Consider the following 11875-nt stretch of genomic DNA (forward strand, 5'->3'; position numbering starts at 1 on the left):
CCACTTAAGCCGCAAGCCATGCACTCCTTTAGTGCAATTGCCTTTTTGTGCACCTGAGAATGCGGGTTGCCCTGTCCCCCTAAATCCCGTTTCGATTGCTCCGGCATGATTAAATATTGCGCAACATAATTTTAACCTGGCGTTTATCCCGATTTTCGTTAAGTCATCTGAAGTGGCGTAATCCCTGCAATACTTAACTCAGTATCATGTGATACGCGATCCCCGGGAGCATATTTTGAACAGGTTACCTTCCAGCGCCTCGGCTCTTGCCTGTACCGCGCACGCACTGAATCTCATTGAGAAGCGAACGCTCGATCATGAGGAGATGAAACAACTTAACCGAGAGGTCATCGATTATTTTAAAGAGCATGTGAATCCTGGTTTTCTGGAGTATCGCAAATCTGTTACCGCCGGCGGGGATTACGGAGCCGTAGAGTGGCAAGCGGGAAGTCTCAACACGCTTGTCGACACCCAGGGACAGGAGTTTATAGATTGCCTGGGTGGTTTCGGTATCTTTAACGTGGGGCACCGTAATCCAGTAGTGGTTTCCGCCGTACAGAATCAACTTGCGAAACAACCTCTCCATAGTCAGGAACTGCTCGACCCTCTTCGCGCCATGCTCGCGAAAACGCTGGCGGCCTTAACGCCCGGCAAGCTGAAATACAGCTTCTTCAGCAACAGCGGCACCGAGTCGGTCGAGGCGGCGATCAAGCTCGCCAAGGCGTACCAGTCGCCACGCGGGAAATTCACCTTTATCGCCACCAGCGGCGCGTTCCACGGGAAATCCCTGGGGGCACTGTCTGCGACCGCCAAATCCACCTTCCGCAAACCGTTTATGCCGCTGCTGCCGGGCTTCCGCCACGTGCCGTTCGGCGACATTAACGCCATGCGCACCGTGCTGAGCGAATGCTGTAAAACCGGCGATGACGTGGCGGCGGTGATCCTCGAGCCGATTCAGGGTGAAGGCGGCGTGATTTTGCCTCCACAGGGCTACCTGCCCGCCGTGCGTCAGCTGTGCGATGAGTTTGGCGCGCTGCTGATCCTCGACGAAGTGCAGACCGGGATGGGGCGCACCGGCAGGATGTTTGCCTGCGAGCACGAGAACGTTCAGCCGGACATACTGTGTCTTGCGAAGGCGCTCGGCGGCGGCGTGATGCCGATTGGTGCAACGGTTGCCACCGAGGAGGTGTTCTCGGTGCTGTTCGACAATCCGTTCCTGCACACCACCACCTTTGGCGGTAACCCGCTGGCCTGTGCGGCGGCGCTGGCCACCATCAACGTGCTGCTGGAGCAAAACCTGCCTGCGCAGGCGGAGCAGAAAGGCGACATGCTGCTGGATGGCTTCCGCCAGCTGGGGCGTGAGTACCCGGATCTGGTGCAGGAGGCGCGCGGCAAAGGGATGCTGATGGCAATCGAGTTTGTCGACAATGAAATCGGCTACAACTTCGCGAGCGAGATGTTCCGCCAGCGGGTGCTGGTAGCCGGCACGCTCAACAACTCGAAAACCATCCGCATTGAGCCACCGCTGACGCTGACCATAGAGCAGTGTGAGCAGGTGCTGAAGGCGGCGCGCAAGGCGCTGGCAGCGCTGCGGGTAAGAGTAGAAGAAGTATGATTTAATCCCTCCTCTTATGGAGGAGGGAGTTATATCCACTCTAATTTCATTTCAATTTGTAATTAAACATGGCATATTGAAAATCACTCTTACATTGCCCTAAAGAACAATTCCCGTTTTAAATTAATATCTAATTTTAATAAAAGGATAGCGTTCAATAACAATGCAGAAATATCACTCTCGGCGATTGCACCTTACTGAATCAGGCTAAATAGCGCATCAAACATACCCTCCCATTCTAAAAACTAATAAATTTTTAATTAAAACCCATTTAAGAATTTCTAAGCGAAAATCAACCAGCAATAGATTGATATAATATGTCTCGCCTCATAAAATACGCTTTCGGAACATCACGAGAATGTGCAAAACACAGCGTACTGTATGATTCTGTATATTCATGATTTTTAATCTGAATAGTCTTGTATTAAGTCACCTTTAATTTTGTTTCAACTTGACAGAAAACTGTTTATTTAAAAGGATTTGTATGAAAAAGCATGTTTTAGCAATGGTTGTTGCTGCATCTATGGCAAGCGGCGTGATGATGAACGCACAGGCAGACACCACCACAGTAAGCGGCGGTACCGTTAATTTCGTCGGTCAGGTTGTTAACGCTGCCTGTTCAGTTGCTGCCGATTCTGTTGACCAGACCGTTATCCTGAGCCAGGTTCGTACCGTGAAGCTGACTCAAAGCGGAATGCTGGCGAATCAGAAAGAAGATTTCAACATTAAACTGGAAGATTGCGACACCACTGTCAGCCAGAACGCAGCGGTTATTTTCAACGCGCAGCAGGATGCAACTCAGCCGGGCGCTATGGCGAATACCGCGGGTGCAGGTTCCGCACAGAACGTGGCTCTGCAGCTGTTTGGACCGGACGGTAAAAACCTGGATCTGGGTACCACCTCTTCTGCAATCGGCCTGATCAACGGTGAAAACATTATCCCACTGAGCGTTGACTACATCGCTACAGGCGCAGCAACACCAGGTAACGTAGCATCCACCGCTACCTTCCAGATGGTTTATTCCTAATCGAATTAGGATGCTGTCATCCCTCCTTCGTACGCCTGTACGAAGGAGGGATTTTTAATATAACCGACCGTTTTATATAGATTAAATACATAGGCTTAAACGGCATGTTTTATTCTATGTATTTGATTATGTATTCAATGAAGTGATATATAAATGAAACGAATTAATACTGTATCTTTGATAACGAAGCTGATTACGCATTCTTTTTTATTCGCAGCTACGGTGCTGACTACGGCTCACGCTGGGGGGATAGGCCTGGGCGCAACGCGTATTATTTACCCTCAGGGTGATAAACAGATTTCGTTACCTATTACGAACTCGTCTCAAAGCAATGCTTTCCTGGTGCAATCGTGGGTTGCGAACGCCGATCAATCGAAGTCCACAGACTTTATTGTCACGCCTCCACTTTTTGTTATGCATCCTAAAAAAGAAAACACCATCAGGATTATGTACGCTGGCCCAGATTTGCCGAAAGACAGAGAAAGCGTTTTTTATTTCAACAGCAAAGCTATCCCGGCCGTGGATAAAAGTAAGTTGCAGGGAAATACGTTGCAGATTGCGACGCAGAGCGTCATTAAGCTTTTTATTCGCCCAAAAAAATTGCCCACCCCGTCAATTGACGCGCCAAAGGCGCTGCGCTGCACGGTCAGTAACGGCAAGTTGACCATCAAAAACGCGTCGCCTTATTACGTGTCGCTGGTGCAATTCAAAGCGGGAAACGCAAAGTTAACCAATAACATGGTTCCGCCAATGAACAGCCTGGTCGTTGATCTACCTGCCGGTAGCGGGAGCCAGGTGACGTTCCAGACCGTTAACGATTTCGGTGCTACCACCCCTGTTCAGACATGCCCTGGAGCATAATTTTCCCGGAAAAATACCGAACATAGCGCGTTGAAGCAGGCAGAGAAAAATGAAGTTTCGCAAGTATCAGACAAGGATAGTCAATCATCGTTTGGCCCCTCTCACGCTGGCCATGCTCGGCGCATTCGCATCCGTTAATGCGGATGCGGGCTATTATTTCAACCCTGCCTTTCTTTCAAGCGATCCTGCGGCGGTTGCTGATTTATCACGTTTTAGTAATGCTGGTCAGGCGCCAGGGGTCTATCGCGTGGACGTATGGCTGAATGACAATTTTTTAGCCACGCGCGACGTGACGTTTAACGTGCGCAAAAATTCAACACCTACGGATGACGATACGGGGCTGACGCCCTGCCTCTCGCGTAAGTCACTTGATGCGATGGGGGTAAATGTCGATGTCTTACCCGGTCTTAAGGACGAAAAAGCGGGCAACTGTGTCGATTTGCCGGCAGCCATTCCCGCTGCCACCACATTTTTTGATTTTGAACACCAGCGCCTGAATATCAGTATTCCGCAAGCGGCGCTGCGTAATAACGCGCGCGGGTACATTCCCCCTGAGCAATGGGACGAAGGCATTAACGCCCTGATGCTGAATTATGACTTTTCGGGTTCGCATAGTCACAATAGCGGTGATTACGGTTCAACGACAGACAACTATTTTCTGGGACTTAACAGTGGATTAAACCTGGGGCCGTGGCGGCTGCGGGATTTCTCTACATGGAGCTACAACAGCAGCGGCTCAGAGACCTACACCAACTGGGAACACATTAAAACCTATGTTGAACGTGCCGTTATCCCGCTAAAAAGCAAGCTAACAATCGGCGAGAACTATACCACTTCGGATGTCTTCGACAGCCTGCCATTCCGCGGGGTGCAGATCAATTCTGATGACAACATGCTGCCTGATAGTATGAAAGGTTTTGCGCCAACCATTCATGGGATCGCTAAATCCAACGCCCAGGTCACCATCAAACAAAACGGTTACACCATTTATCAAAGCTATGTGCCGCCCGGGGCATTTGCCATTAACGATCTGTACCCCACCTCCTCAAGCGGTGACCTGAATGTAGAGGTCAAAGAATCTGACGGAACGATCAGCAGCTACTCTGTGCCCTATTCCGCGGTTCCGGTTTTGCAGCGTGAAGGCACCGTAAAATATGCCGCCACCGCGGCCCGCTATCGCAGTAACAGCGACCAGCAGGAGGACACAAACTTTGTCCAGGGAACGCTTATCTGGGGGTTACCAAAAGGATTTACCGTCTACGGTGGTACGCAGCTGACAGAAAAATACTCTGCCTTTGCGTTAGGTACTGGGGTGAACCTGGGGAATTTTGGCGCCGTATCGGCCGATCTCACCTCCGCACAAAGCGAACTGAGCGACGGTAGCTCACATAACGGGCAGTCAATACGTTTCTTATATGCAAAATCGTTGAATGGCATGGGCACCAATTTCCAGCTGTTAGGCTATCGCTATTCAACATCCGGTTTTTATACCCTGGATGAAACCACCTATAAGCAAATGAAGGGTTATGTCGGCCAGGACGATCCCAACGACCACACCGACGACAATCAGCCCGTGTGGACCGATTATTACAATCTGTACTACACCAAACGCGGCAAGCTGCAGGCCAATATTTCCCAACAGCTGGGCACTGCCGGGTCGATTTTCCTCAACGGCAGCCAGCAAACGTACTGGCATACCGATGAAAAAAATACGCTTATTCAGCTGGGTTATAGCGGAACGGTTGCGGGCGTAACCTATAACCTGACCTACAACTACAATAAATCCCCTGGCATGAGTGAAAGCGATCGTATTTATTCTTTAACGCTCTCCTTCCCGCTCAATCTGTGGCTTCATCCAGGTGGAGATGTGACCAAACGTTTAAACAGCATTTACGCCACATACGGCATGAGCACCGATAACGACGGCAGGGTCAATAATACTGCCGGCATCAACGGAACGCTGCTTGAAGACAATAACCTCAGCTACAGCGTTCAGCAGGGATACCAGAACCAACATACCGGTGCCAGTGGAAGCATCAGCACGGAATATGATAGCGCCTACGGTAATGCGAGCCTGGGTTACAACTACAGCAACAATGGCGATTATCAGCAGATCAACTACGGCCTCAGCGGCGGTATCGTCGCGCATCGCAACGGCATCACCTTAAGCCAGCCGTTGGGGGATACCAATGTCCTGATCGCCGCGCCGGGCGCAAGCAACGTTAAGGTCGAAGACGGACCCGGGATCCATACCGACTGGCGTGGTTATGCGGTTGTGCCGTATGCCAGCGCATACCACCGTAACCGCATGGCGCTGAACACCAACTCACTCAGCGACGATCTAGACATTGACGAGGCCGTAACCCACGTAGTTCCAACCCAGGGCGCCCTGGTTCGCGCCACCTTTAAGGCGCGCTCCGGAACGCGCGCGATGATTGCACTCATGCATAACGGGCGCCCTGTGCCCTTTGGCGCGGTTGTTACGCGCAGCGATGAAGGTGGGGACACCATCGTAGGCGATAACGGCGAAGCGTATCTGTCTGGGCTGGGCGAGACAGGGAGTCTGACAGCGCAATGGGGCGACACAGATGATAAAAAATGTGTTGCCGTTTACAAGCTAAGTGAAACAAAGCAGTCCCTCGTGCATTTAAAAGCGGAGTGCCGATAAGTGAAAGTACGCATTATTTTTTTATTACTCAGCCTTACGGCTTCTACGCAAAGTCTGGCAGCGGTCTGCCATAACTTTACACACAGCATTACTAATGTTAATTACGATCTGACGGCCTCGCTGACAAAAGAACAAAACCAGCTGGGGCAGGCAGTTGAACTGGTTAAATCACAGGATGTGGGCGTCAACGCCATATGTGACTATCATCCGGACGGCGATTCTCGTACCTATCGCTCATACAGGAATACCTACCCGGTGATTTTCACGGAAGACCAGTGGCAGTATATGAATCTTGACCCGATCTATATTGCAGGGGCGATGCGGATAACCGATTCCGAAATTGGTGAATATTTTCCGCCTGGAGACTATATCCATATGGGTAAAGATTACAGGGTGGATAAAGAGGATATGAACATACCTTTCCCGGTATATGACTCCAACCTGGTATTCCGGTTAAAAATTATCAAACCTTTTATCGGCACGGTCATTATCCCCAGTAAAGTGATGTTTAATGTTTATATCACCACCGAAAATACCGACCCGTTGAATGATATTGTTTATCAAATAACATACAGCGGCGCGGTCACGGTGCCGCAAAACTGCATCATTAATGCGGGGCAAATCATTACGGTTGACCTGGGAAAACTCAACAGTTCTTCATTCACGAAAGCGGGTGAGAAACCTTCTAATGCGCCGGTAAAAACCTTTAATGTTCCCATCGAGTGTAATGCGGACGTGATTTCGCCTGCGCATCTTACGCTTCGACTGGTCGCCAACGCAGACAGCAACGTCGGCCAGGCGATCGCTACGGATAATAAAGATGTCGGCGTGGTGGTAACCAACGAAAATGGCACCGTCATGATACCTAACGACGCCTCCAGCACCGCTGATTTTGTTACTGATAGTTCGGGCCATGCTGATGTCACGTTAAAAACCTACCCCATCAGCACGACAGGGAAGGCCCCGGCAGAAGGTCTGTTTACTGCGTTGGCCTGTTTACGTATCGATTTTGCGTAAGGGTGAAAAATGAGAGTCTTGTATTTTGTCGCCCTGGCGACGCTATTCTCTGGCATAGCAACAACGTACGCCGATGAGGGTTTTACAGTTAACCTCCAGATATACGGCACAATTATCGGCGAATCGTGTGAAGTTGAGGTGAACAGTAAAGAACAAACGGTTGATTTAGGCGCATTCGATATATCTGAATTTCCCGCAACCGGAACAACGACGCCGGAAAAAGCGTTCACGATCGATCTTAAAAATTGTTCACGCGCCATTCAGGGGACAAAAATCTGGTTCAGCGGTATGCCGGATACCAATAACTCGGACCTGCTGGCGCTCAGCGACACGGGTAAAGGAACGGCTGGCGAAATGGCGACGGGCATTGGCGTGGAGCTTCTCAATGCCGGAATGAATCCGATTAAAATAAATAATACGGAATCCGAAATTTATCCCTTAAAGCAGGGAGATAATAGCCTGACGTTTAATTTACGGTACAAATCGACCCTGCCCGAGGTTACGACAGGGAATGCTACGGCCATCATGTATTTTGATCTGCTCTATCAGTAGGATGCGGAAATGAAAAAGTTTTTCACAATAATATTCACCGCGCTTTTTCTGGTGCCATTTTTTTCAGCGCGTACACTGGCGCACGACGGTACAATTTATATCACTGGCGTGATCCATAAAAAGACGTGCAGTATCGCGCCTGATTCTCAGAACCTGACCGTCACAATGGACAGCGTGCAAAGTAAATATTTCACCCAGTCAGGTATGGGCGCTGATTATCATCCGTTTGCTATTAATGTGGAAAACTGTGCCGGAACAGAAGGCTCAGTCAGTATTACCTTTGACGGCACACCCGATACAGCAAACCCGGATTTACTGACGCTCATCGGCGGTGAAGGCTACGCAACCGGTATCGGCGTAGGAATTTACAACCAGGACAAGTCGCTCATCTCTATGGGAAGTAAAAGCCAGAAGACGATGATTATTCCTAATCAAAGCGACGCGACTCTCCAGTTTTACGCCCGCTATGTTGCCACCGCAAACAAGGTCACCACGGGAACGGCAAATGCGACGACAACCTTTATTCTCAATTATGCGTAAGTGTGTTTATCCGGCGAAGATCCTGCTTCTCTTTTTTCTCTCCACCATCATGCTTCAGGCGCAAGCTGGCGTGGTGATCGGCGGAACGCGGTTTGTCTATCCGGAACGTGAGAAATCGATCAGCTTTTCCGTGCGTAACCCTTCTGACGAATCGTATCTGATCTACACCAAAGTCGAGCCGGGTGGCCTGTGGACTGGGGCGGATGCCCCACTCGGGGTTCAATCCGCATTTGTGGCCACGCCGCAACTGTTCTCATTGCGTCCGCAACGCGAAAACACGATTAGGCTGATATTTACGGGAGGAAAGTTACCCGAGAACCGGGAAACGCTGTTCACGTTAAACGTTGCGGCGATCCCTTCCGCTAACCCGCACACCACGGGTGTGCAAACGGCGGTACGTTCACGCTTTAAACTTTTTTATCGGCCCACCGGGCTCACCGGCAATCCTGATGATGCTTATCAGGCCTTACGCTGGTCACGAAACAAAAAAAACGTCGTTGTGAATAATCCGACGCCTTACTACATCACGCTTTATCAGCTCAGCCTCGGCGGTAAGCACATCGCTGATAGCGGCCTTGTCGCCCCTTTTAGCGAGCGCTCGAGGGTTGTCCAGACCCAGGGGTATGCCAGGTACGCTGGCAAGCGATTAATGACTATGGACGCATTATGCCTGTTCGTACACAGGCACTGGCGTCCTAGTCCCGTCTCTCTCTTTTACGGAATAACATCAATGGAATTTTCAACCTCTCTTCGTCGCCTTTCGCTTCTGCTGGCCGCGACCCTGACTTTCTCAGCCGCAGCGCAGGCAGAGCAAGCAACGCCACAGCAGATTGAACAAACAGGAAAAGCCGCCGAAGCGTATTTCGCCGCCCATCCTGAAAAAATGGGTGAAATTGTCTCTACCTATCTCGCTGAACATCCTGAATTTTTAGTTGCGGCAGGGGAAAGCCTTCGCCAGCGTCAGGAGATAGCGCAGCAACAGGCCATGGTGCAAAATGTCATCCTCCATCGCGAGCAGCTGCTTGCTGGCGGCGATCCTATTGTCGGGCCCGCCAACGCAAAAGTCGCCGTGGTGTCTTTTGTGGATGAGCAATGCGTGAATTGCAACGTCACAGAAACGCTTATCCATGCCAACCCGGATATCCGTTTTATCTTTAAAAAATTGCCTTCGGCCGGGTCGGCAAACAAAGTGTTACAGGACAATGTGAAGCTCGTGAAGCAGATCGGTTTTGCCAACGCGCCGGCGTTTGTGGTTTTACCTCAGGAAAAAGATCCGGTCATTCAGCGCATTAGCGTGATGTCAGGAAACGTCTCTTCCGATGCATTAATCATGGCGATCCAGAAAGCCAAAGGATAAGCCAGGATGCCCGATGACGCGCATGAGTGCGTCATCGGGCATCGAATTACTCCGGCAACAGCCCCACAAAACTGCGTTTTTTGCGCGGCTCTGACATCAGCTCCTCAAGCTTATCCACGCACGCCAGATAGTGCGGCGTTTGCTTATGCGCCAGCACCGCCTCTTCGTCTTTGTAGGCCTCGTAGATAAAGAACCGGGTTTTCACCCTCGGGTCCTGCAACACGTCAAAGCGCAGGTTTCCCGGCTCCCTGATGGCCCCCTCATGGTTGGCGCGAAACACCTCAAGAAACTCGTCCACCCGCTCGGGCTTGATGTTAATCTCAACCAGCGTCACGTTCATTTTGCTTCTCCCTGTTTCTCTTCCTGCCAGAACTGGAACGCCTCCCGGGCGCTCACGTTCTCGTGAACCACTTTTTTCACCGCTTTCAGCATGGCGAGCGGCGCGCTGGACTGGAAGATATTGCGCCCCATGTCCACGCCGGACGCCCCCTGATCAATCGCCCGCCAGCACATCTCCAGCGCCTCGAGCTCCGGCAGCTTTTTGCCCCCGGCGATCACAATCGGCACCGGGCAGCTGGCGGTCACTTTTTCAAAGCCCTCGTCCACGTAGTAGGTTTTGACGAACTGCGCCCCCATCTCGGCGGCGATGCGGCTGGCGAGCGAGAAGTAGCGCGCGTCACGCGCCATCTCCTTGCCGACGCCCGTTACCGCCAGCGTTGGCATGCCGTAGCGCGCCCCTGCATCGACAAGCTTGATGATGTTGTTGATAGACTGATGCTCAAACTCGCTTCCGATGTACACCTGCGCCGCCACCGCGCAGACGTTCAGGCGCAGGGCATCCTCCATCGCCACCGCCACGCACTCGTTCGACAGCTCGCCTAGAATCGAGTTACCGCCGGAAGCGCGCAGCACCACCGGTTTGTTTGTCGCGGCGGGCACCTGGCTTCGCAGAATGCCACGGGTACACATCAGCACGTCGGTTTCGCCAAACAGCGGGGCGATGGAGAGATCAATACGCTCAAGGCCGGTGGTCGGCCCCTGAAAGTAGCCGTGGTCAAAGGCCAGCATCACCGTGCGGTTGCTCTGCGGGTTAAAGATGCGCGCCAGGCGGGACTGCATGCCCCAGTCCAGCGAGCCGCAGCCCTTCAGCGTGAACGGCACATTCTGCTGCGGCGTGCCGATGCCAAAATCCTTGCCGTCTTTGATGTCGTCTAAATCAGCCATTTGCTCCCCCGTCAGAAATCGTATTTGCTGATGTTCTCTTTGGTGAACACCACCCGCTCCGGCAGCAGCACGATGCCGTTGCCCTTCGCCTCATACTGATAGCCCTGCACGCTGTTCGGCTCCACCTTCAGCGCGCCGATACCTTTTACGTCCACGCTGTCGCCAGGGTTAAGATCGCCTTTTTTCAGCAGACGATCGGCGACATTGACCGCAATTTTGCCCTGTTGTACGACATCCCACAGGCCGAAGGCTTTCACCGTCCCGCGCTCAACGTACGGACGCATGACATTCGGCGTGCTGAAGCCGACAATCGCCACCCCTTCCCGCTTCAGGTTTTCCGCCGCCTGCGCCGCCGCCGGCAGGGCGTTGGCGTCCGGCGCGATGATCGCGTCCAGATCCGGATACGCTTTTAAGATCCCCTCGGCGGTCTGCAGAGATTTGGTGGCGTCGTTATAGCCAAACTGGGTGGTCACGATCTGCCACTGGGGGTGATGTTTCTCGATTTTGGCCTTCGCCTCTTTCACCCACTGGTTTTGGTCGGTAACGGTTGGGCTGGAGTAGAAGAACGCCACTTTGGCATTCGGCTTGGTGACCTGTTTGCCCGCCATCTCCACCAGCAGGCCGCCGAGCTGTTCCGGCGTCCCCTGGTTGATATAAATGCTGCGGCACTCCGGTTTGGTGTCGGAATCCCAGGTCAGCACCTTCACGCCGCGCTGCATCGCGCGCTTCAGCGCCGGGCAGAGGCCGTCCGGCGACACGGCGGAGACGATAATGGCGTTATAGCCCTGGTTGACGAAGTTGTTGATGAGCTGCACCTGGCCGGAAACGCTCGGCTCTGTCGGGCCGTCGTAGGTCACGTCCACGCCAAGATCTTTCCCCGCCTCTTTCGCGCCGTTGCCGCCGCTGGTGAAGAAACCCACGCCCACCAGCTTGGGGATAAAGGCAATGCGGTCCGCCGCTTGCGCCGAAGCGAAGCTGAGGGCCATTGCCAGGACGAGCAGTTTTGTTTTCATC

Annotated in this window: 11 protein-coding genes; 8 read left to right on the forward strand and 3 right to left on the reverse strand. The window is 52.2% G+C overall.

Annotated features, from left to right (window positions below):
- The first annotated feature begins 235 nt into the window (after positions 1 to 235).
- From ygjG to ACMGGH_RS02220, 8 genes are all read left to right on the forward strand, one after another.
- The gene (gene ygjG, locus ACMGGH_RS02185; RefSeq protein ID WP_232948977.1) at positions 236 to 1615 is read left to right on the forward strand and encodes a putrescine aminotransferase; all 1380 of its coding nucleotides are present in this window, start codon (positions 236 to 238) and stop codon (positions 1613 to 1615) included.
- A 484-nt stretch (positions 1616 to 2099) separates the two neighbouring features.
- A complete protein-coding gene (locus tag ACMGGH_RS02190; protein ID WP_028014482.1) occupies positions 2100 to 2642 on the forward strand; it encodes a fimbrial protein BcfA in 543 nt (180 codons plus the stop codon).
- A 153-nt stretch (positions 2643 to 2795) separates the two neighbouring features.
- The gene (locus tag ACMGGH_RS02195; RefSeq protein ID WP_028014483.1) at positions 2796 to 3503 is read left to right on the forward strand and encodes a fimbria/pilus periplasmic chaperone; all 708 of its coding nucleotides are present in this window, start codon (positions 2796 to 2798) and stop codon (positions 3501 to 3503) included.
- Positions 3504 to 3552: 49 nt separating this feature from the next.
- Positions 3553 to 6171: a fimbrial biogenesis usher protein gene (locus ACMGGH_RS02200; RefSeq protein WP_193066173.1), complete on the forward strand. Its 2619-nt coding sequence runs from the start codon at positions 3553 to 3555 to the stop codon at positions 6169 to 6171.
- Positions 6172 to 7188: a fimbrial protein gene (locus ACMGGH_RS02205; protein ID WP_192971912.1), complete on the forward strand. Its 1017-nt coding sequence runs from the start codon at positions 6172 to 6174 to the stop codon at positions 7186 to 7188.
- A gap of 9 nt (positions 7189 to 7197) precedes the next feature.
- Positions 7198 to 7740 (forward strand): fimbrial protein, encoded by a 543-nt coding sequence (locus ACMGGH_RS02210; RefSeq protein WP_049000026.1) that lies wholly within the window; start codon positions 7198 to 7200, stop codon positions 7738 to 7740.
- A gap of 9 nt (positions 7741 to 7749) precedes the next feature.
- Positions 7750 to 8280, forward strand: coding sequence for a fimbrial protein (locus ACMGGH_RS02215; protein ID WP_028014487.1), 531 nt, complete (start codon positions 7750 to 7752; stop codon positions 8278 to 8280).
- Positions 8246 to 9637 carry a fimbria/pilus periplasmic chaperone gene (locus ACMGGH_RS02220; protein ID WP_420299058.1) on the forward strand — a complete coding sequence of 464 codons (1392 nt, stop codon included), beginning with the start codon at positions 8246 to 8248 and terminating at the stop codon, positions 9635 to 9637. The genes ACMGGH_RS02215 and ACMGGH_RS02220 overlap by 35 nt, the downstream gene beginning before the upstream one ends.
- Positions 9638 to 9683: 46 nt before the next feature.
- Here ACMGGH_RS02220 and lsrG read toward each other — a convergent pair whose 3' ends face one another.
- The 3 genes from lsrG to lsrB are packed head-to-tail and all read right to left on the reverse strand — an operon-like array spanning position 9684 to position 11874.
- Positions 9684 to 9977 carry a (4S)-4-hydroxy-5-phosphonooxypentane-2,3-dione isomerase gene (lsrG, locus tag ACMGGH_RS02225; RefSeq protein ID WP_044597614.1) on the reverse strand — a complete coding sequence of 98 codons (294 nt, stop codon included), beginning with the start codon at positions 9975 to 9977 and terminating at the stop codon, positions 9684 to 9686.
- A complete protein-coding gene (gene lsrF / locus ACMGGH_RS02230; RefSeq protein ID WP_028014491.1) occupies positions 9974 to 10861 on the reverse strand; it encodes a 3-hydroxy-5-phosphonooxypentane-2,4-dione thiolase in 888 nt (295 codons plus the stop codon). Before lsrF ends, lsrG begins: the two co-directional genes overlap by 4 nt.
- A gap of 11 nt (positions 10862 to 10872) precedes the next feature.
- Positions 10873 to 11874 (reverse strand): autoinducer 2 ABC transporter substrate-binding protein LsrB, encoded by a 1002-nt coding sequence (gene lsrB, locus ACMGGH_RS02235; RefSeq protein WP_420299059.1) that lies wholly within the window; start codon positions 11872 to 11874, stop codon positions 10873 to 10875.
- Position 11875 lies beyond the last annotated feature (1 nt).

Source organism: Enterobacter sp. BNK-16 (genome assembly GCF_048684955.1).
GTDB lineage: Bacteria > Pseudomonadota > Gammaproteobacteria > Enterobacterales > Enterobacteriaceae > Enterobacter > Enterobacter bugandensis.

What these genes read in the sequence shown, in the direction of transcription:
- ACMGGH_RS02195 (WP_028014483.1), top strand. Translation starts at nt 2,796, where the DNA reads ATGAAACGAATTAATACTGTATCTTTGATAACGAAGCTGATTACGCAT.
- ACMGGH_RS02215 (WP_028014487.1), top strand. Translation starts at nt 7,750, where the DNA reads ATGAAAAAGTTTTTCACAATAATATTCACCGCGCTTTTTCTGGTGCCA.
- ACMGGH_RS02210 (WP_049000026.1), top strand. Translation starts at nt 7,198, where the DNA reads ATGAGAGTCTTGTATTTTGTCGCCCTGGCGACGCTATTCTCTGGCATA.
- lsrF (WP_028014491.1), bottom strand. Translation starts at nt 10,861, where the DNA reads ATGGCTGATTTAGACGACATCAAAGACGGCAAGGATTTTGGCATCGGC.
- ACMGGH_RS02200 (WP_193066173.1), top strand. Translation starts at nt 3,553, where the DNA reads ATGAAGTTTCGCAAGTATCAGACAAGGATAGTCAATCATCGTTTGGCC.
- ACMGGH_RS02220 (WP_420299058.1), top strand. Translation starts at nt 8,246, where the DNA reads ATGCGACGACAACCTTTATTCTCAATTATGCGTAAGTGTGTTTATCCG.
- lsrG (WP_044597614.1), bottom strand. Translation starts at nt 9,977, where the DNA reads ATGAACGTGACGCTGGTTGAGATTAACATCAAGCCCGAGCGGGTGGAC.
- ACMGGH_RS02190 (WP_028014482.1), top strand. Translation starts at nt 2,100, where the DNA reads ATGAAAAAGCATGTTTTAGCAATGGTTGTTGCTGCATCTATGGCAAGC.
- lsrB (WP_420299059.1), bottom strand. Translation starts at nt 11,874, where the DNA reads ATGAAAACAAAACTGCTCGTCCTGGCAATGGCCCTCAGCTTCGCTTCG.